The following is a 20,624-nucleotide window of genomic DNA, read 5'->3' on the forward strand; positions in this document are numbered from 1 at the left end:
TATCAGAATTAGAAAAAAAGACTGTTTTTAGGATAGATCAGGAATGTGAGGTCAGAAATGAGAATGGGATTAATTTCCCTTACATCTCATCGTCTTCTTCATCATCCTTGTAACTGTCAGAACCTACCATTGCAGCTGCTATGGAATCAATTCCATCGAGCCATTCCGCAACAAGACCAAATGGGACATCTTCCATTGCTTTGTCAGGAAGTTCCTTTCCGCTAATGACCAGAGCACCAATTTCCGCTACAGTGCCAAGTGCTATTTCGATATCTTCTGAAGCTTCAGCTTCAAGAGCTACCTTTATAAGGTCCCCTACATCAGCATTTTCATCGTAATTTCCACTCAGATATGCTTCACATGCTGCAAAGCTGCCCATAAGGGAAGTCTGGAGTGAGAGTATCATCATATCTGCATCATCTGATATGGGATCGATCTCAGCAAGTGCAATATCCCTTATATCACCAATATACTGCATTGCAGTTTCCGGGTTTATCTGGCCATTTTCACACTTTGCTATGATCTTCAGACATGCAAGGATGATATCATCTTCCATATTTACGAAGATAGCACCTTCCTTTCCCTGTGGCTCATCGGATTCGTCGAACTTGAAATCACTTTCTTTTACCTGGTTTACCCAGTTATTCCAGCGTTCTGCTGTATAAAAATCATGATGGAATACATCACCTTCCGTCCCTGACATTCAATTACCTCTATGTGATAGTATTATAGTTAAATAGTTAATTTGATATTTTTACTTACACTTACGATTTCCTTTTTATATAAAAGATGTTCGCAATGAAACTATAGTTTTAATTCAACTTTCTTCAGAGAACACCCTGATACCATTTCGTCATCCATTGGACCGAGCACTTTCACGACAGTACATTTGTCGCCTTCCTTAAGTCCTTCCGGAAAAAGGATATCATAGACATTGTCATCGAATTCTTTACACTTGGGAAGTTCATAGCTTACTTTTGAACCTACAACAGCTTTACGTGATTCAATGGCTGCAAGTATCGGAGCAGTTTCAACCTCAACTGTCAGTACTCCATCGTCATGTATGAAACAATCATGAACAGTATTATTCCTGATCTTCGCAACACGATACTTTCTGCCGGGATCGAGGTTCAGGCATGTCTTCCTCAGCTTGCATTTCTTACATTCCCTGGACTCACCCATGAATACAAAGTCTTCGCCTTCTTTTGCAAGCTTTGAGCCAATAAGTGTAATGGTAGTATCATTTGTCATATAATCACCTTGATCTAACATATATTGAATATTTTTCCAATAATCATGAAATAACTTTTGTTAAACGGGCCACTTTCTCGGCAGCTTCGGGTGTCAGACCCGCACCAAGTATCGTATATCTTTCAGGACGTATCTCATGTGCAACAAGAAGCGCCTCTAATATATATTTATCTTCTATTCCCAGCTCACTGGCAGTTGTAGGTGCTCCGATTATTTCCAGGCATTCTTTTATCTTCTTCCAGTCACCACCATGCAGGTACATCATCATGATAGTTCCCACGCCACATTGTTCGCCGTGTAGTGCAGAATTTGGTGCGACTTTGTCCAGTGCATGGCTGAACATATGCTCGGAACCTGACGCAGGTCTGGAAGAACCTGCTATGCTCATGGCAACCCCACTGGATACCAGTGCCTTCACGACGATCCTGACTGAACTTTCCAGTTCCGGTTTGATATCCTCCGGACAATCCATGAGAATCTGCGCTGTCATTCTGGAAAGAGCTGCGGCATACTCGCTGAATGATTCATTTCTCAGTCTGTGAGCCAGTTCCCAGTCAAGAACTGCTGTATAATTTGAAATAATATCTCCGCATCCTGCAGCGAGCAAACGGTAAGGTGCCTTTGCTATGATGCTGGTATCTGCCACCACAGCAATTGGGGTATTAACCTCTATGGATGATTTTTTTCCTTTGTCGTGTATTGAAGCCCTTGAAGATACAATGCCATCATGCGATGCAGCTGTTGGAACACTTATAAAAGGCAGATCCAGTTGTGTGGCTGCAAGTTTTGCCACATCAATGGATTTACCACTTCCAACACCTATCAAATATCTGGAGTTTGCTTCCTTTGCCTGGGTAACAACCTTATTGACCTCTGTCATGGAAGCTTCTTTTGAAGAAGCAATTGCCGGATTATAATCACAGTCATTGAGTATATTGTATACAATATCTCCGGCTATCTTTTTAGTGTTGTATCCCGTGACAATAAAAGCCCCTTCATTAAGTTTCAGGTCATTACAGATATCCTTTAGATCATAGATGACATCAGGACCGACAACAACATCTCTTGGTAGCTGCATCCATTTTTTTTTGCCTTGTGTGGGAATCACTTAATATACCTGCCAGAAACTGGATAGTTTGTTTTTTGTATGTGGAAATCGGTATAGGGGTAATAAATCATATCAAATGAGTAAAGGTCTCAGATGACCTGCCCTTGAAGCAGTAAAATTCTTTTGATACCCTCTGCATTTCCCATAAACTATTAAATGTTAATCGTATTAGGATATTCCTATATTATGTTACTGCTGTGATTATAATGCCATTCATAGATAAAGTTACCCAATTCATTAACGAATATTATATAGACCCCATATTACATGATAGTGGCTACAATATCGTTAATACTATCACATGGGCAATCGTGCTGGGAATCTGTATTTTCGGCGTTGTGAAGCTATTGAAAAAACTGGATATCGAGATAGATGACAGATTTACAATATCTGTGGTTCCATTTATCCTTGCAGGCTCATCAATGAGGGTTCTGGAGGATACGGGTTTCCTTACTCATCCTCTTAGTTATCTTCTCATAACTCCAAACATTTACTTTGTGGTATTTCTCATCACAGTATTCTTCCTTGTACTTTCCAGATGGATAGTCAGGTTAAAAGGAACGGGTGACTACAGAAAAATGTTTGCAGGATTCGGACTTGCCTGGTTTGTCCTGAACCTTTCATTATTATTCTATCTTGAAGATCTGACGCTTCCATGGGTTCCGGTCTTTGTATTGGGTGCGTCCAGTCTGATACTTATCTTGCTAAAGGCAATATTTGACCATATCGGTTTCGATCTTCTCAAAAGCAAGGTTAACATGGCTATTCTATGGGTTCACCTGATGGATGCATCCTCTACGATTGCAGGAATTGATTTTCTGGGATACTATGAAAAACATGTAGTTCCTTCATATCTGATCGAGCTTACAGGAACTGCTTTTGTGATGTATCCTTTAAAACTATTTATATTCATTCCGGTGTTATATATACTGGATAATCATTTTGATGAGGATGAGGAATCAGATACATTAAAGACATTCCTTAAACTGGTAATCATAGTACTTGGATTATCACCAGCATGCAGGAACACTATCAGAATGGCATTTGGAGTCTGATCAATGCACGATGAAAATGTAAAAGAGATATTCAGGACATATATCAGTGAGCTAAAACCTTTTATAATTTTTAGCCTTGTGATGTTTTTATTATCAGCAATTACAGGTTATGCGTATTATGCTACCAATCCGTCTTATGCATTGAACTCGCTTGGAGGACTGGAAGAACTCGCAGAAATGCTCCAGGGTCTTTCTGCCGTTGAAATAATGTTGCTTATCTTTGTGAACAATGCTGTGAAAATGTTCTTCTCGGTTCTTCTGGGAGTTGCCCTTGGTATAATTCCCCTGGGTTTTCTTGTGTTGAACGGATTTGTAATCGGTATTTTTGCACATTATCAGAGTGTTGAAAGCGGAGCTCTTTTTGTGATTGCCGGCCTTACCCCTCATGGAATTATTGAGGTTCCCATGCTTATCATCTCCTCTGCTGTGGGGATGAAAATAGGATACGTTGCATTGCAGGCACTTCGTTCGCAACCCGTTGATCTAAAAACTGAAATAATCAGGGGGATTAAATTTTATCTTCACTGGTTGCTCCCTCTCATATTCCTGGCAGCATTAATAGAGACATTTGTAACACCTGTTATTATCTATATTGTAAGCGGGGTTTGAACTTAAATTATTTTTATATACTACAGACGTAAACAGGTTTATTAATAGTAAATACAATGTCTGGGCAAAATCGAGGGTAAATAATGATTGACAGAAACGAGATCTCAGAGATCATTGAAGATTATGATTTAGATAAGGTCAAGATCGGTGCAGTGGCGTCACACTCAGCACTTGATGTCTTTGACGGTGCAATTGAAGAAGATTTCAGGACCTTTGCTGTTTGCCAGCAGGGCCGTGAAAAAACCTATACGGATTATTTCAAGTCACAGAGAGATAGCAATGGTAACGTTGTCCGTGGAATTGTGGATGAGCACATAATGCTTAACAAGTTCAGCGAAACTACAAGTGCAGATGTCCAGAAAAAGCTCGTAGAAGAGAACGTTCTTTTCATTCCTAACCGTTCATTCACATCATACTGTGGTATCGATGAAGTAGAGAATGACTTTAAAGTACCTCTTGTAGGAAGCAGGAACATGCTCCGCAGTGAAGAGAGAGGTATGGACCAGGATTATTACTGGCTCCTTGAGAAAGCAGGATTGCCATTCCCTGAAAGGATCAATGATCCGCAGGACATCGATGAACTTGTAATGGTAAAGCTTCCTCACGCAGTTAAGAAACTGGAAAGAGGTTTCTTCACAGCAGGAACTTACGAGGAATATCAGGAGAAAGCACAGTCACTGCTCAAACAGGGTGTTATCACACAGGATGCACTTGATAACGCAAGGATCGAACGCTATGTCATTGGTCCGGTTTTCAATTTTGATATGTTCTACTCACCAATCGAAACTGAAATGAATAAACTTGAGATCCTTGGTATCGACTGGCGCTTTGAGACAAGTCTGGACGGACACGTACGTCTTCCTGCACCACAGCAGATAACACTTGCAGAACATCAGCTTACACCTGAATACACTGTTTGCGGTCACAACTCTGCAACACTTAGAGAATCACTTCTTGAGAAGGTCTTCGAGCTTTCCGAGAAATACATAAAGGCCGCAAAGAAACATTATGACCCAGGAGTAATCGGTCCGTTCTGTCTGCAGACCTGTGTTGACAAAGACCTTAACTTCTATATATATGATGTAGCACCACGTGTTGGTGGTGGAACAAATGTTCACATGTCAGTTGGTCATCCATATGGAAATACCACATGGAGAAAACCAATGAGCACAGGTCGCCGTGTTGCCTTTGAGATCAGAAGAGCAATTGAGACCGATCAGCTTGATAAGATCATCACATAAATTTCTATTTTCAAAACTTCATCAGGTTTTTATCTGATGGATTTCCGGCTTATTGGCCGGATCTCTTTTTTCTTAATTAGCAGAAGACTCCTTGCGTAAGCTAGGAGATGAATGCGTAATAATGAAAAAGTATCATCTTTTTAACATAAGTTATTAATAACGTTAAAGACATAAGATAAAGTGTATGTTGAAAGCCTACAAATATAGATTGTATCCGAATAAAAAACATGAAGAAATATTATCACAACATATTGGTGCTAGTAGATTCATCTATAATTGGGCTTTGGAAAATAAGATAAAATCATATGAAGCAGAAGGTAAATCAATATCAAGGTTTGCATTGAACAAAATGATACCTGAATTGAAAATAGAACACGAATGGTTGAAGGATATTAATTCTCAATCATTACAGGGTGCTACTCTCAATCTCGATAATGCTTTTACAAAATTTTTCAGGGAAAAGAAAGGTTTTCCTAAATTTAAATCAAAGAAAAATCCAGTTCAATCATTTTCTGTTCCTCAACACTATAAAATAGATTTTGAAAATAATAAAATTAAATTACCTAAGATTGGATGGATAAATGCGAAACTACATCGTAGATATGAAGGTAAAGAGAAAACAGCAACAGTAAGTAGAATATCTACTGGAAAATACTATATTAGTATTCTCATCGATGATGAAAAAGAAAATCCTGTAAATAAATCATTTAATATTGATACAACGGTTGGTGTTGATGTTGGAATCAAAGACTTTGCCATTACTTCAATTGGTGAGAAAATTGATAATCCGAAATATCTTAAAAACTCGATGAAAAGAATGAAAGTTTTGCAGAAAAGATTTTCCAAAAAGAAAAAAGGTTCAGCTAATAGACAAAGGGCAAAATTAGCAGTAGCAAAACTCCATGAAAAAATAAACAATCAAAGAAATGATTTTCAACATAAGTTATCCTCTAAGCTCATAAGCGAGAATCAAGCGGTAGCATTGGAAACTTTGAATGTTAGCGGTATGTTGAAAAACCACTGTCTTGCACAAAGTATAGCAGATGCATCATGGAGTTCTTTCGTAAAAAAACTCGAATATAAAGCCGAATGGTACGGAAAAATCATCCTCCGTATCGGAAGATTCGAGCCAAGTACAAAAATCTGTAATGTTTGTGGCTACCACAACGGAAAGTTAACACTTGCAGATAGAAAATGGCAATGTCCTGATTGTAAAACCAATCACGACAGAGATATTAATGCCGCTATTAATATCAAAAAGTTTGCTTTAGATAAGCAGAACTTAATAGGTATTTAGCACCGTAGGAACTACGGGAAGAGCTTGTGGACTTGTTCTCAAAAGAGAAAAGAATGAAGCAAGAAGCACCATGCGTAAGCGTGGTGTAGTTCACTTAATCTGATCTCACTAATATCATATCTCCTGTGCAATAATAGTCTTTTTATATAATTGGCTGCATAATACAATTAACATGCAGATCGACAGAGTTCCTACGGGAATCAAAGAACTGGACGAAATACTCGAAGGCGGTTATCCTGCACAACAGGGTATTCTTGTGAGTGGCCCGCCAGGGTCAGGAAAAAGTATTCTTGCAACGCATTTTCTCCACAGATCATGTCTGGATGGAAAGAAGTGTGTACTTATGCTTACTCAGGTCAATGTAGAAAGTTTTCTTGAGCAGGCTTTGAGTATAGGTATAGATTTCACTTCATGCATAGAAAAAGGAACCCTGGAGATTACCAAATCTTTTGAGACAAGAACAAACAAGATCTACAATGCTGCAAGACATGGTACAGGAATCGGATTTCTGGAAAAGGACTGTGTTCAGAGTGTACAGGATATTCCTGATGACGTGGAAGTTGTAGTGATCGACAATCTGGATATGCTTTCTCTCTATCATAACATGGAAGAGTTTGCTGACAAGTTCTTTACTATAAATGATATCCTTTTTGACAAGAAATGTACCACTCTCTTTTTGATTGGACAGGAAGAAAGCGGGGAGAAACTTGCAATCGCGCAGCATACTTCTTTTGGTAACATTGAAATGAGTGTTATTAAGGATAGCGTAACAGGCAGGGGAATGAGACAAATGTATATTCCAAAGATGCGATGCACTTATCTTTCCCTTGAACCTCTTAATTTTAAGATAAGCAAACAGGGCATTAATATAGAGAAGATCTTCCAGAGGGATGAGATTGTAAATGATGCTGTAAGTTCAATAATTTAAATATGGGATCAGCGTTCTTATTTTTAACTCCTTCTTACAGTTAATTATATACCTTATTAAAAGAATAAGGCATGGTTTGCGATACCAACAGGTATTTGCATTTTCTGGTTTGTTCGAAATCATTTAAATATGATTAATCGAATGATAGACCACAAATCTAAACATGTAAACCGTTAAAACTTATACTTGAACTTATTACGCTTTTAGAATATTGCCCAACCGGGAGGGAAATCAAAAATTGAGTCAACCTTGTGTTAATATCGGCATGGTAGGACATGTCGACCACGGAAAAACCACACTTGTCAGCGCACTGTCAGGAACATGGACAGATACACACAGCGAAGAGATGAAGCGTGGAATATCTATCAGACTGGGCTATGCGGACACTACTTTCAGGAAGTGTCCGAATTGTCCGGAACCTCAGTGTTATACAGTAGAGAAGAAATGCCCAGAATGTGGCGAACCATCCGAAGAGCTCAGGACAGTTTCATTTGTAGATGCTCCGGGCCACGAAACACTGATGGCTACTATGTTGTCCGGTGCAGCTATTATGGACGGTGCTATTCTTGTTATTGCGGCAAATGAAGAATGTCCGCAGCCACAGACAAAGGAACACCTGATGGCACTGAATATTATCGGAATCGAGAACATTGTTATCGTGCAGAACAAAATTGACCTCGTACCAAAAGAGAAGGTCATTGAGCATTACCATCAGATTAAGGAATTCGTGAAAGGTACAGTTGCTGAAAATGCTCCTATTGTGCCAATATCCGCACAGCAGAACATAAATGTTGATGCTCTTATTATGACAATGGAGGAGATGATCCCGACACCAGATCATAAAATGGATAAACCACCTCACATGCTTATTGCAAGGTCATTTGATATCAACAAGCCGGGAACACCAATTAAAGGAATCACAGGTGGTGTAATTGGTGGTACACTGACAGAAGGTGTATTGCATTCCGGAGAAGAACTTGAGGTCAAGCCGGGCAGAAAGGTTGAAAGCGATGGAATGACCAGATGGGAACCTATTGTTACCAAAGTCTCAAAGATCGTTGCAGGAAAGGACAATGTTGAGGAAGCAACGCCTGGTGGACTTCTTGCAGTTGGTACTACTCTTGATCCGACACTTACCAAGAGTGATTCTCTGACAGGCCAGGTTGCAGGCCTTCCCGGAACCCTGCCACCAACACGTGATGATCTCAAACTTGAGCTTCATTTGCTGGAAAGAGTAGTAGGAGTTTCCGATGAAGAAGAGATCGGAGCTATAAAGACCAGTGAACCACTGATGTTGAATGTAGGTACTGCAACTACTGTCGGTGTTGTTACAAGTGCCCGTAAGAATATTGCCGAGGTTAAGTTGAAGAGACCGGTCTGTGCGGAAGGAGATTCCATGGTAGCGATAAGCAGACGTGTGGGCTCACGCTGGAGACTTATCGGTGTAGGAGTTATCAAGGATTGAAGGTAATTATTGATACTAACGCATTGATGATACCTGTTCAGTTCAATGTTGATATTTTTGAAGAGCTAAGGAGACTTGGGTTTGATATTTACCTTGTCCCTACAGCTGTTATCACTGAACTGGACAACCTGATCAAAAATCTAAAAGGACAGGACAGGATTGCGGCAAAAGTTGCAAAGTCAATGGCTCAGAGGTGCGAAACCATTTGTGCAGATGGACATGCTGATGACGTTATTCTTGAACTGGCTACTGATATTCAAGCGGCTGTACTGACAAATGATGCAGGGCTTAGAAAGAGGCTGGAAGAAATGAATATTCCGGTGATCTGTCTGAGGCAAAGGAACAGGCTTGAAATTGTATCATAGGTCGATCATAGATCACTTTAAAATCATATAAGTTGTTATATAATTATACTATACAGGATTATTGGAGTTTGTCATATGTATAAAAAGATGAAGCTTGCCGATACTATTCGTGTTGCGCCCGATCTTTTAGGCAAGGATGTTAATCAAAATGTCAATAATGCTCTGAAGCATAAACTCGAGGGTAGGATAGACAAGGAAATTGGTGCTATTGTTGCTATCACCCAGATCAATGAAGTTGGTGAAGGCCATATCCTTGTAGGTGACGGTGCAGTTTACTATGATGTTGTTTTTGAGGCAATTGTATTCGTGCCAACAATCCAGGAAGTAATCGAGGGAGAAGTTGTGGAGACCGTTGATTTTGGTGCTTTTGTAAGTATCGGAGCAATGGATGGACTTCTTCACGTAAGTCAGGTAACTGATGATTTCATGTCATACGATGGGAAGAATGGCAGACTTGTCAGTAAGAATGGCGGAAGATCTCTTTCAGAGGGTGACAAGGTCAGGGCACGTATCGTTGCTGTGAGCATCAATGAGAGAGAACCACGGGAAAGTAAGATTGGACTTACAATGCGTCAGCATTCCCTGGGTAGGTTCGAGTGGCTGGAAGAGGCAAGAAAGCCATCCGCCGAGAAAGAAGAGTAAGATATACCGGAGTGCATTAGATGAGTGAACAGGTTTGCAGGGAATGCCACAGGATCATCAACGGCCAGACATGTCCTATTTGCGGTTCAAGCAATCTCAGTGCTGACTGGAGTGGTATGGTTATTATTATTGATCCGGAGCGCTCTGAAATTGCAAAGAAAATCGATGTGAAAGTAGCGGACAAGTATGCATTGAAGGTGCGCTAATTGGGCCTTCAGCTTACTTTGCCAGAGACACTACGCCCGCGTTTTCGGGAAATTTTTGGGTGCCTTTACAGAGGTAAGGGGGACGATACAATTGAAAAACTTTCCGTAGACCTTGGCAGTCCCACAAAACTTATATCCGTGGGTGATGTTACTACCTTCCACTTGCTCAATCATGAAATTATTCCGGACATCCTGGTAGTGGATGACCGTACAAAACGCGGTCCGGCATCAGATCGGGTCGTGGTGGGTACCAAGCATAAAGGGTTCACCGAAATATCCGTTGACAATCCAGCAGGGGTCATAACCGAAGATCTGATAGACGCTGTAGGAAATGCGTTGAAAACAGATGAACATGTCAGGATATTTGTGCGCGGCGAGGAGGACCTTGCGGCTGTACCTGCAATACTAATGGCACCAGAAGGTTCAGCTGTTCTTTACGGACAGCCGGATGAAGGTGTTGTACTTGTCAAGATAACATCAGATAAGAAGGAACAAATGAAGGACCTGTTGACAGAGATTCTCGACTCACAGGCCTGTAGTAATCACGAATTAGAGACTATTCGGAGGAAACTGAATGGATATCAAAATCATTAAAGACAAAAATAATGCGCTTCTTAACAGGCGTGAATTAAACCTCATAGTTACATACGATGGTGCAACACCATCAAGAAACGATGTAAGATCAAAACTTGCAGCTATGCTTAATGTACCACTGGAACTTGTGATCATACAGAAGATCAAGAACGAGTTTGGTAAACAGGAACTTGAAGTATACGTAAAGATCTATGAAGACGAAGCCCGCATGAAGCAGGTTGAGGAATCATACGTTCTTGAAAGGAACAAGCTCCCTGAGCCAGAAGTGGTAGAAGAGGAAGAGGAAGCCGCAGAAGAAGCTGTAGAGGAATAATTATGGCAGTAAAAGACTTCTATAAAGTAAATGGCGATTCCATTGAGCGCACGCACCAGTCCTGCCCACGCTGTGGTGAGGGAGTTTTCCTTGCAGAACACAAGGACAGACGTTCATGTGGTAAGTGTGGATACACAGAGTTCAAGAAATAATCTCATTTTTATACAACCCATTGGGTTGTCTTTTTTCTTTTAACAGTAAATATCTGTTAGCTGTAAGCTTGGGATATAATGGTTTTCTTCTCATATTTTAAAAGATCATCATTTTTTGTTCTTATTTAATCTTTTCATTTAAATAATTAGTATGAATTTATTTTATTAAATTTATACATTATTAGTGGACACCTCGTAAATTCTTGCAGCTTCTGATGCGTATTTTATACAAATATAATCCGAAAGGTTTAATAGGAGGTACCATGTTTGCATATATTAGTGTTTAAACAAATATAAATAAATCAAATCATAACTTGCATGAATGAATTAAATATGTGATTTATTGAATAATATATGATAATTAGTTATTTGTTGATACATAATACCTGATCATAGGGGGATACAATGAGCTATGTATATGCTGCCGTAACCGGCATACTTATAGGAATCTTCATATTCGGATTAAAGACAGGAGTTGGATGTGGCTTTTCAACGGTAAAGAAAAAAGAAGTACTGGTACTCGCAGGCGGTTATTTCCTTATTTCCATAATACTTGGTAGCTTAGTTGAAATGGTTGACCAGTCATATCTGGAAAGCATTGCAGATCTTGGAATGACTTTGCACGTGTTTATAGCACTGGTTCTTATTGGTGCAGGAATCTACACACAGAAAAAATGGAATTGTGGTCTCGATGTCTCTAAAAAGACCTTTCTTGTAATATCAGTTCCCTGTCCGGTATGTCTTACAGCTCTTTTCGTATCATGTATGATACTTGCCTCAACCCTTGAAATAAGCGGTTGGAAGGTTGGGGTTATTGTAGGACTTGTATTCTTCATTTCAGTAATATCATCAACATTTGTCTTCAGGAAAATGAAAAGAACTCCTGAGGATCTTGGAACTGCAATGATGTTCCTCGGACTTTTCTACCTGCTCGGAGCAATGATAGTTCCTGCTTACATTAAAGCAAAGAAACTCAGCATGGCATTGAACACTGGTGGAGAGCTTGAGATAGTTCCTCTGTTGATATTATCATTATTCATAATTGGAGGCTATGCACTTAATAGCATAAGAGGTCAATAAAAATGGATGCTACTTCTACGTTGTTTGGTATTTTATACACGTTTTCAGCTTCATTGCTGTACCCGGTAATTATTATTCTCATATTACTGGTGGTATTTTCTTTGATGCTGATAGGGGAATTCCTTTCAGAGTATGCAAAAAGACATAGAGATATTGAAAACCTTGAACTTTGCTGCAATGATGTAGGGGAACATATAAGTTCTCAGGAATTTGGAAAAGCAGCAGGTTCACTTCGAAATCTAAAACAGAACTTCATGGTCATGAGCTTTGCAGAATCTGCGGCCGGCCATCTGGAAAAGAACATGTTACCAGCCATTGAATGGCTTTCCCAGGAATACGAGATCAGGATGGCCAAAAGGCTGGAACAGACAAGGATCGTTGCAACGATCTCACCAATGCTTGGTCTTATGGGTACACTTATCCCACTGGGTCCTGCACTTATCGGTCTTTCCCAGGGTAACATCGAGCAGCTTGCAAACAATCTTATGATTGCTTTTGCTACAACCGTTATCGGTCTTTTCGCAGGAAGCATCGGTTATGTTCTTACCCAGGTCAGAAAAAGATGGTATTGGCAGGACATGGCTGACATCGATTATATCCTTGACACGCTGGAGGTTGGAGAGTGAAAGGGAGGAGAAGGTACAGGCGAACCGGACTCATAAACAATGAGGATGAACAGAACCCCTTAACCGGGGTTGCCAACCTTTTTGATATTGCCATGGTTTTCTCAGTTGCATTACTTGTAGCACTTGTTATGTCCTACCAGATGCCTGAGCTTCTCAATCCTACGGAGGACATAACTCTTGTGAAAAACCCCGGTCAGAAAGATATGCAGATTATCATAAAGGAAGAAGGCAAACCCCTTGAAGTCCTGAACATGACCGACCAGATCGGTGGCGGCCAGGGTGAAGCTCTGGGAACTGCCTACAAACTAGCTGACGGAAGGGTTGTTTACGTACCTGAAGACGAAGAAGGAGGTAATACGACTTCAGGTTAATTTTTTTCTTACGATTAATCAAGTATAGTTGTTTTAAATCCAATTATATTTGTTTATGTGTTATATGAGTGGTGTGCGCAAAACAAATCGGACATACTAGATGGTGGTCGATGTGATCGAAAAAGAATCAATTGGTATGAATAATACAAGTTTAGTGAAAATACTAACATTTATAGGATGTATGCTGTTGTTTGCATTATTAACAACAGTAGTATCGGCTGGAAGTTATGACAACATGGAACTCGTTGCCAATACTACGAGTGACGTGGACGGTAATTTTGTTTTCACAGATGTTCCGAATGGTGAATACACAGTTATTTCCATAAATAATCTGTATTCTCCAATGACTAAAAGTTATACCTGGTATACGAATACCAGTACTCTGGAAATAGAAGGTTCTGACCATCTAATAGATCCTCTCATAAGTAGACTTGATACTTCGGTAGATGTTGATTCAGTTCTTGCATTACTTGATAGAAATAAAATATCAGGTCTGACTTTCAAAAAGGGAAGAAGCACTAACACTATTATAAGCAATACTACTCTTGTTTTGATGAGTCAGACAGGAGAATTAGTTGCCAGTACAATAAGCGATGAAAATGGAAATTTCAGTTTCCATGAAGTTCCAAATGGAGTTTACAGTCTTGCTTCTCTGAATAATCTTTATTCTGCAATGAGTAAAACCTTTGTTTGGTATACCAACACAAGTCAGGTTTTGGTCTCAGGATCTGATGTTTCTGTAAACCCTGTTATTAGCGGCAAGGATACATCAGTAAATATAGATTCAGTTCTCGGTTTAACTATTAAAAATAATATTTCAGGCACGACTTTTAAGAAAGGAAGAACTACCAATACTGTAATTGACAACACCACTCTTATTTTGATGAACGAGAGAGGAGAATTAATTGCTAATACAACTAGTGATGTGAATGGGCACTTCAGCTTCAGTGAGATCCCACAAGGGAATTATACTCTTGCCTCACTCAATAACCTGTATTCTTCAATGAGTACAAAACATGTATGGTACACCAATACAAGCTATGTAGAGATTAACAATGATGATGTGTCAATAAATCCTATTATCAGCAGCAAAGATACATCTGTAGATACAGATTCAGTTCTCTACTTACTGGAAATAAGTGATATTTCAGGTACTACATTCAAGAAAGGAAAATACAGTAACAGTGTTATCAACGACACGATGGTTTTCCTGCTTAAAGAAAAATCCAGTCTGTATCCTCCGTTTGCCAACTTTTCAGTTGATACTACTAACGGAGATTGTCCTTTAACAGTGCAATTCAATGATATGTCAGAGAATGCAACTTCATGGTACTGGGACTTTGGTGACGGGACAAATTCAACAGAGCAGAATCCTGTTCATACATATGATAGTGTCGGTTTCTTCAATGTGAAACTCAAAGCAAGTAATTCGCAAGGAAGTGATGTTGAAAGACGCATCCATCTTATTACAAGTAATCTGCCGGAAGATAACAGGACTCAACAAATACTTTTCCTTGTTATTGGAGATGAAGAGACATTCATGGTAAAGAAGGCTGTAGAAGATATGGGTATGGATGACTGGGTGGATGTCTATGGCAGTGGGCGTGAGAACAACGTGGAAATTCTGTACACACCTTTTGATGAAAACATCACAATGAGCAAGTATGACACTGTTTTTATCACATGGAAAGGTGGAATGAGTTTCCTCGGTGCGAATCTCAGGTCCCAGGTACATGAAATGATAAATGAGACTAATCCGGGAACTTTTGTTTACGATCACAATTATGATCTGGAAGATTTTGATAACATAAATTATGTTAACCATACGGAACATCCGTATCTTGAAGATTACTGGATGGAACAATATGACAACAACATTGTCCGTCTGATAACCTACTTGTCAGTAGTCGATCTTTCCAGAACTTTCGAAGAATACGATGGTTCCGTCAGAATAGAAGAACCGTCTATGACTCCAACGAATGGAATTGTTCATCCTGATGCCGGATATGAGATTTTTGAAAATCTTGAGTCATATCTTGAATGGTATTCGGATGATGCTGGAACACACCATGTGTACAACCCTGAAAACTATACTGTAGGAATAACTTTCTTTGCAAGCCATGATGGTGATATGTGTGATGGTGTTACCGAAGGGCTGATAACAGAACTGGAATCCAGGGGAATAAATGTCATTCCTGCATTCCGGCCGGGAACCATATATGAAATGGAAGACGCTGAATTGTATTTCCAGGCTGATGATGAATGGAAAGCAGATGCATTCATTGATATTGGAATGGGAGTTTCAAGCATGTCATCTTCCGTATTCCACACAGAGGCTCTGCAGGAAATGAATGTTCCGGTAATAAACGGTATCCAGTATCAGGGAACTGTTGAAGAATGGGAAGAATCTGTGAGTGGTCAGGATGGCAGATTCCAGTATCAGATCCCTATCATGGAGATTGGTGGTGAGATCGAATCCATTGTTATTGGTGGAAAAGTATACAACGAAGAAATGGATGCCTGGACTTTCCAGCCCATTGACTATCAGATGGAATGGCTGGTGGACCGTACTGTTCGATGGATGGATCTTCAACGCATTGAAAATAAGGATAAGAAAGTTGCAATTATCTATTACAATCATGGAAAGCAGGAAGCTATGGTAGCAGCAAACCTTGATGTCGCACCAAGTATTCCGAACTTTTTGACTGCCATGAACGAAAGCGGTTATAATCTGGATGGAATGCAGCTTAACAGGTCCGAGTTCACTGAACTTGTTCTTCAGCAGGGACGAAACATAGGAACATGGGCTCCTGGGGAACTGGAAAAGATGGTCGAAAACTATGAAGTTGAACTTCTTCCTGTTGGAACCTATCTCGAGTGGTTCGCTGAACTGGAACCTGATGCAAGCCAGAGTGTAATTGAAACCTGGGGTGAAGCTCCGGGGGAAGGAATGGTTTATGAAAATGAATCAGGACAATACTTCGTTTTTCCGAAGATAGAGGTTGGTAATGTGCTTATTGCACCACAGCCCACAAGGGGTCTATCCAACGATGACAGCATGTTGTATCATAATCAGTCAGTTCCGCCATCACATAATTACATTGCATTTTATCTCTGGCTGAACGAAGAAGTTGAAGATGAAGGATACGGTACAGATGCCATTGTTCACTTCGGACGTCACGGTACGCAGGAATGGCTTGAAGGTAAAGGTGTAGGTCTTTCAGTCAAAGAGTGCTGGCCTGCTATCCTTATACAGGATATACCAGTGGTTTATCTCTATGATGTTGGTGGCATAGGAGAAGGTATTACTGCAAAAAGAAGAGGCAATGCTGTAATGGTAGACCATCTTACAGCTCCTATTGTTAATTCCGGCCTTTACGGTAACTTTACTCTGCTTCATGATACAATGCATAATTATGAAGAGGCAGAAGGTTCTCTGAAACTAAAGTACAAGGACTCCATAATATCTTATTACGAAGACCTGAATCTCGAACAAGAGCTTGGTAACTCTTCAGAAGATTTGTATGCAATGGACAATGAATCATTTGACAATTTCATACTTTATGGTCCTGTGCATGACTATTTACATGAGATAGCAGATTCCTACATGCCTTATGGTCTTCACATTCTCGGTGAAGATATGAGTGCCGAGGGACTTATTGCAATGGTCAAGTCAATGCTTGGTAATGATTTCAGAGAGCATGTCAATGCAACCGGGCTTTGTAAAGATCCTGACGAACTGAGTCCGGCACATTCACCCAATGTTCTTGATGAATTACTGGCAGATGTTCTTGTAAATGGAACGGACCCAATGGATGTTGTTATTGAAAATTTCAATATCGACTATTCTTCCGGCCAGTATTATGCAAACACCACAAGTAGTGTAGTGGGCGAATATGGGCTATCAACTGTTAAAGATGGAAAATATGCTGTCTATGCGCTGAAAGAGGAAAATGACGGGTGGCTTACAGGAAAAGAATACATCACAGTCGAAAATGGTGAGGTTATTTCCGGAGTCCAGTTGAATCTCATAAAGAATATGACAGGAACAGCAAACCCTGAATTGGAGTATGTTCTTGATCTTCTGGAGGCAAATCCATCAGTAGAGCTATCGGGTCCTGGAGAGATTTATGGGCAGACCTATTATTCACCAATGGGATATCCTATTTTTAAAGACAATGTAACTGTCATACTCCAGCAGGATGATGATGTTATAGATGTTCAATTATCTGATTCAGCGTACAACTACTCATTTACAGGAATACCCGAGGGAGAATATGACATTACAGCGTTGTATCGTAGCAGTAGTGGAAACTGGTATCTTAAAACCGAACATATTGAGATCAGTTCAGCCGGATCGGTCAGTTTCAATATAGACTTTGGTATGAACAAAGATAACAATGCAGGAGCAGCTCTTAACTCTCTTCTTGGTGAAGTTTCCGGGGTTTGTCTGGATGAAAGCCTGAATTTTGCAGCGAATTGTAATGTTGTTTTGATCAGACGCATGTCAGATGACCAGCTTACAGTTGTAGAGGACCTTTACAATGCAATAGAATATTCCGATGGTATTCATGAGTCTACGGATGCAGAACTGGAAAGCATGATCAATGCATTGGATGGTAAATACATAACACCGGCACTTGGAGACGACCCAACCAGAAGTCCCGATGAGGTATTACCTACAGGAAAGAATTTCTACGCATTCAACCCGAATATTGTTCCAACAAAGGAATCCTGGGAAATGGGTAAAGAGCTTGCTGAAGAGTTCCTTGAAGAATGGAAGGAAAACAATGATGGTAAGTATCCTGAAAAGGTAGGTTTTGTTCTCTGGTCCTCAGAATCCATGAGACACAAGGGTGTAATGGAATCTGAAATTATGTACCTGCTGGGAGTCAAGCCTGTATGGGGTTCATCCGGCAAGGTAGAGGATGTCGAAATTATTGATGAAGAAATTCTTGGCAGGCCCAGAATAGATGTTGTGGTCACCATGACAGGTGTGTACCGTGACAACTGGAAATGGCAGGTACAACTCATGGACAGGGCTGTGAGGCTGGCCGCCCGGGAAGAGAGTTCTTCATATGAGAACTTTGTCAAAGATCATTCTGACCAAATATACGATGCTCTTATGGATACAGGCAACTATGGTCCTGCAGAAGCCAGAGAACTTTCCATGTGCAGGCTTTTCGGTCCGGATGACGGAAGCTGGGGAGTCGGCGGGCTAACTAACGCTGTAGATGCCAGTGGCAGCTGGGACGATGAAGAGAAACTTGCAAATCTCTATATCGACTCTCTTGGGTACGCATACGGTGATAATATATGGGCATTGAAGAATACTGAAATTTTCAGGAATGTTCTTGCAAATACAGAAGCAGTCCTGTTTAGCCGAAGCGGTAATTCCGGAAGGGGAAGCAGCAGTGTAATTTTTGATCACACATATGAATTCTTCGGAGGATTCGGTATGGCTGTGAGAAACATATCCGGATATACACCTGAAATGTTTATTGTTAACTTGAAGGATCCTAATCTGGCTGTTACCGAGACCCTTGGGAAGTATCTTTCACGAGAACTGCGTTCACAGTACTGGAATCCGGAATATATCAAAGGTATGATGGGCCACGGTTACACAGGTGCTGGTGAGCTTGACAGGATGCTTGAGGATTTCTGGGGACTGACGGTGATGCTTCCTGACGAAGTAACGGATGATATGTGGAATGAATTCTATGATGTCTACGTCCAGGATAAATATGACCTTGGTCTGGATGAATGGTTCGATCAGGAAAACCCATGGGCCAAACAATCCATGGCCGCAAGGATGCTGGAATCTGCAAGAAAAGATTACTGGGATGTCTCTGATGAGGTGATTCAGAACCTTGTGAAGGACTATGTCGAATCAGTTGTAAATAACGGTGTTACATGCTGTCATCACACTTGTGGTAATATGCAGCTTGCTGAATTTGTACAAGGACAGATGCAGGTGGCAGGAATCAATCCGGAAGTGCAGAGACAATACAATGAATTGATGTACGAAGCAACTCTTCAGGACAACTTTGTGCAACAGCAACAGGCTGATTCCAGTTCATTAAAAACAACAGATGACTCTCTAAACTCAGTCCAGAGAGCCATGGCTAGTGGTACATCTAACCAGACTACGATGTCTGAATCCGGAGGAGCCGGGGTAAATTCTGCAAAACCTGTTGATGATTCATCAAGGTCAACCCAGGACAGCTATGTTGAAGGCTATGAGATGACACAAGAGACGGTAAATGATGCCAATAGTGCGAACACTCCGACATTCTCAAGTTCTGATATTCTTGCATCAGTATTCGTGCTGGGAACTGTTGGAGCTATTTATATGGGATTCTGGAGGAGAAGAAAATTCTAAAGACAACAATTAGGCGTATTTTTACGCCTTTTTTTACATTTACGAAATAATGAACAGAGTATAGAACGAGAAATATTTAGACACTCCCAGAAAGCCGCCAAGCAAAAAATGGGAGTGTCACAACACGTTATCGGGGGATAACATGCAAACAAAAATGAAATCGATATTAGTATTAAGTATATTGTTAATGGTAGCACTAACAGGTGTTGCTGCAGGTTCTGAACAGAAAACAAAGATCACTTACATAGCATATTCTGATGCTTATTCTGAGAACGAGGCACTGGAGATTGCAAGTCAGAGCTGTGATCACAGTGATCTTATCGAATACACTTTTATTGAATATGGAAATTCAACCTATGGTGCAAGTCAGGAGTTGCTGATGGCTGCAGAGAGTGGTTTCCTTGAAACACAGGATGTCATCTTCTGTGATATGATGGGCAGCAAGACATTCAACGCCTATAACGGTACCATAAATGATAGTTTCAAGTCTGCACAGGATAATGGGGCTGAACTTTACAGTATCCGTACTAGCAGTACTCCATCCTACTTCGATTATATCATCTCAGGCGCTGCCTATCCTGATCCAATCTGTACATACTATCAGGCAATCGACACTACAGAGGAAGGAATCGAGAATGCTGAAAACTTTCTGATGTACCTCACAATGAAAAAGAGGATTACTTACATAGCATATTCTGATGCGTATTCTGAGAACGAGGCTTTTGAGCTTGCAATGCAGTCTTCCGATGAAAGTGACATGATCGAATACACTTTTATTGAATACGGTAACTCAACCTATGGTGCAAGTCAGGAGTTGCTGATGTCTGCTGAGAGTGGTTTCCTTGAAACACAGGATGTCATCTTCTGTGATATGATGGGCAGCAAGACATTCAACGCCTATAACGGTACCATAAATGATAGTTTCAAGTCTGCACAGGA

General features: G+C 40.4%; 19 protein-coding genes and 1 pseudogene. 17 read left to right on the top strand and 3 right to left on the bottom strand.

The annotated features are described in order from the left end of the window. Positions 1-79: 79 nt before the first annotated feature. The 3 genes from J2746_RS10590 to J2746_RS10600 all read right to left on the bottom strand — a co-directional run bounded on the left by J2746_RS10590 (position 80) and on the right by J2746_RS10600 (position 2,329). A complete protein-coding gene (locus J2746_RS10590) occupies positions 80-703 on the bottom strand; it encodes a DUF2150 family protein (protein ID WP_209620394.1) in 624 nt (207 codons plus the stop codon). 101 nt (positions 704-804) lie between these two features. Then, positions 805-1,251, bottom strand: coding sequence for a UPF0179 family protein (locus J2746_RS10595; protein WP_209620395.1), 447 nt, complete (start codon positions 1,249-1,251; stop codon positions 805-807). Between the two features lie 43 nt (positions 1,252-1,294). Further along, entirely contained in the window at positions 1,295-2,329 is a 1,035-nt protein-coding gene (locus J2746_RS10600; RefSeq protein ID WP_209620451.1) for an NAD(P)-dependent glycerol-1-phosphate dehydrogenase, read from the bottom strand. Positions 2,330-2,565: 236 nt separating this feature from the next. On the opposite strand from J2746_RS10600, the gene J2746_RS10605 reads away from it, so the two are divergent. From J2746_RS10605 to J2746_RS10685, 17 genes and pseudogenes are all read left to right on the top strand, one after another. Beyond that, positions 2,566-3,414 (top strand): DUF63 family protein, encoded by an 849-nt coding sequence (locus J2746_RS10605; protein ID WP_245250102.1) that lies wholly within the window; start codon positions 2,566-2,568, stop codon positions 3,412-3,414. A 3-nt stretch (positions 3,415-3,417) separates the two neighbouring features. Then, the gene (locus tag J2746_RS10610; protein ID WP_209620398.1) at positions 3,418-4,023 is read left to right on the top strand and encodes a stage II sporulation protein M; all 606 of its coding nucleotides are present in this window, start codon (positions 3,418-3,420) and stop codon (positions 4,021-4,023) included. An 83-nt stretch (positions 4,024-4,106) separates the two neighbouring features. After that, complete coding sequence (locus tag J2746_RS10615; RefSeq protein ID WP_209620401.1) at positions 4,107-5,264, top strand: formate--phosphoribosylaminoimidazolecarboxamide ligase family protein; 1,158 nt, start codon at positions 4,107-4,109, stop codon at positions 5,262-5,264. A gap of 184 nt (positions 5,265-5,448) precedes the next feature. After that, positions 5,449-6,561, top strand: coding sequence for an IS200/IS605 family element RNA-guided endonuclease TnpB (gene tnpB, locus J2746_RS10620; RefSeq protein WP_209620404.1), 1,113 nt, complete (start codon positions 5,449-5,451; stop codon positions 6,559-6,561). A gap of 172 nt (positions 6,562-6,733) precedes the next feature. Next, positions 6,734-7,489 (top strand): RAD55 family ATPase, encoded by a 756-nt coding sequence (locus J2746_RS10625; protein ID WP_209620406.1) that lies wholly within the window; start codon positions 6,734-6,736, stop codon positions 7,487-7,489. 238 nt (positions 7,490-7,727) lie between these two features. Beyond that, complete coding sequence (locus J2746_RS10630; protein ID WP_209620408.1) at positions 7,728-8,954, top strand: translation initiation factor IF-2 subunit gamma; 1,227 nt, start codon at positions 7,728-7,730, stop codon at positions 8,952-8,954. Beyond that, positions 8,951-9,319: a PIN domain-containing protein gene (locus J2746_RS10635; RefSeq protein ID WP_209620410.1), complete on the top strand. Its 369-nt coding sequence runs from the start codon at positions 8,951-8,953 to the stop codon at positions 9,317-9,319. The genes J2746_RS10630 and J2746_RS10635 overlap by 4 nt, the downstream gene beginning before the upstream one ends. Before the next feature lie 75 nt (positions 9,320-9,394). Continuing rightward, positions 9,395-9,961, top strand: a complete 567-nt coding sequence (locus J2746_RS10640; RefSeq protein ID WP_209620412.1) for a DNA-directed RNA polymerase — start codon at positions 9,395-9,397, stop codon at positions 9,959-9,961. Between the two features lie 20 nt (positions 9,962-9,981). Continuing rightward, on the top strand, positions 9,982-10,167 hold the full coding sequence (spt4, locus tag J2746_RS10645) for a transcription elongation factor subunit Spt4 (protein WP_209620414.1): 186 nt from the start codon (positions 9,982-9,984) through the stop codon (positions 10,165-10,167). Further along, complete coding sequence (locus tag J2746_RS10650) at positions 10,168-10,761, top strand: GTP-dependent dephospho-CoA kinase family protein (RefSeq protein WP_209620416.1); 594 nt, start codon at positions 10,168-10,170, stop codon at positions 10,759-10,761. Further along, the gene (locus J2746_RS10655; RefSeq protein ID WP_209620417.1) at positions 10,742-11,074 is read left to right on the top strand and encodes a 30S ribosomal protein S24e; all 333 of its coding nucleotides are present in this window, start codon (positions 10,742-10,744) and stop codon (positions 11,072-11,074) included. Before J2746_RS10650 ends, J2746_RS10655 begins: the two co-directional genes overlap by 20 nt. A 2-nt stretch (positions 11,075-11,076) precedes the next feature. After that, complete coding sequence (locus J2746_RS10660) at positions 11,077-11,226, top strand: 30S ribosomal protein S27ae (RefSeq protein WP_209620420.1); 150 nt, start codon at positions 11,077-11,079, stop codon at positions 11,224-11,226. Positions 11,227-11,631: 405 nt separating this feature from the next. After that, a complete protein-coding gene (locus tag J2746_RS10665; RefSeq protein WP_209620423.1) occupies positions 11,632-12,306 on the top strand; it encodes a DUF2162 domain-containing protein in 675 nt (224 codons plus the stop codon). A gap of 2 nt (positions 12,307-12,308) precedes the next feature. Beyond that, positions 12,309-12,932 carry a MotA/TolQ/ExbB proton channel family protein gene (locus J2746_RS10670; RefSeq protein WP_209620426.1) on the top strand — a complete coding sequence of 208 codons (624 nt, stop codon included), beginning with the start codon at positions 12,309-12,311 and terminating at the stop codon, positions 12,930-12,932. Next, positions 12,929-13,303 carry a DUF2149 domain-containing protein gene (locus J2746_RS10675; protein ID WP_209620428.1) on the top strand — a complete coding sequence of 125 codons (375 nt, stop codon included), beginning with the start codon at positions 12,929-12,931 and terminating at the stop codon, positions 13,301-13,303. The genes J2746_RS10670 and J2746_RS10675 overlap by 4 nt, the downstream gene beginning before the upstream one ends. A gap of 112 nt (positions 13,304-13,415) precedes the next feature. Then, a complete protein-coding gene (locus J2746_RS10680; protein ID WP_209620431.1) occupies positions 13,416-19,685 on the top strand; it encodes a cobaltochelatase subunit CobN in 6,270 nt (2,089 codons plus the stop codon). A 142-nt stretch (positions 19,686-19,827) separates the two neighbouring features. Beyond that, positions 19,828-20,624, top strand: a pseudogene (locus J2746_RS10685) (hypothetical protein); the annotation flags it as partial.

This window comes from Methanolobus bombayensis (assembly GCF_017873415.1).
In the GTDB taxonomy this organism is placed as follows: Archaea; Halobacteriota; Methanosarcinia; order Methanosarcinales; family Methanosarcinaceae; genus Methanolobus; species Methanolobus bombayensis.

Excerpts from the sequence above, each read along its gene's own strand:
- J2746_RS10590 (WP_209620394.1), bottom strand. The coding sequence starts at position 703 with ATGTCAGGGACGGAAGGTGATGTATTCCATCATGATTTTTATACAGCA.
- J2746_RS10595 (WP_209620395.1), bottom strand. The coding sequence starts at position 1,251 with ATGACAAATGATACTACCATTACACTTATTGGCTCAAAGCTTGCAAAA.
- J2746_RS10600 (WP_209620451.1), bottom strand. The coding sequence starts at position 2,329 with ATGCAGCTACCAAGAGATGTTGTTGTCGGTCCTGATGTCATCTATGAT.
- J2746_RS10605 (WP_245250102.1), top strand. The coding sequence starts at position 2,566 with ATGCCATTCATAGATAAAGTTACCCAATTCATTAACGAATATTATATA.
- J2746_RS10610 (WP_209620398.1), top strand. The coding sequence starts at position 3,418 with ATGCACGATGAAAATGTAAAAGAGATATTCAGGACATATATCAGTGAG.
- J2746_RS10615 (WP_209620401.1), top strand. The coding sequence starts at position 4,107 with ATGATTGACAGAAACGAGATCTCAGAGATCATTGAAGATTATGATTTA.
- tnpB (WP_209620404.1), top strand. The coding sequence starts at position 5,449 with ATGTTGAAAGCCTACAAATATAGATTGTATCCGAATAAAAAACATGAA.
- J2746_RS10625 (WP_209620406.1), top strand. The coding sequence starts at position 6,734 with ATGCAGATCGACAGAGTTCCTACGGGAATCAAAGAACTGGACGAAATA.
- J2746_RS10640 (WP_209620412.1), top strand. The coding sequence starts at position 9,395 with ATGTATAAAAAGATGAAGCTTGCCGATACTATTCGTGTTGCGCCCGAT.
- spt4 (WP_209620414.1), top strand. The coding sequence starts at position 9,982 with ATGAGTGAACAGGTTTGCAGGGAATGCCACAGGATCATCAACGGCCAG.
- J2746_RS10655 (WP_209620417.1), top strand. The coding sequence starts at position 10,742 with ATGGATATCAAAATCATTAAAGACAAAAATAATGCGCTTCTTAACAGG.
- J2746_RS10660 (WP_209620420.1), top strand. The coding sequence starts at position 11,077 with ATGGCAGTAAAAGACTTCTATAAAGTAAATGGCGATTCCATTGAGCGC.
- J2746_RS10665 (WP_209620423.1), top strand. The coding sequence starts at position 11,632 with ATGAGCTATGTATATGCTGCCGTAACCGGCATACTTATAGGAATCTTC.
- J2746_RS10670 (WP_209620426.1), top strand. The coding sequence starts at position 12,309 with ATGGATGCTACTTCTACGTTGTTTGGTATTTTATACACGTTTTCAGCT.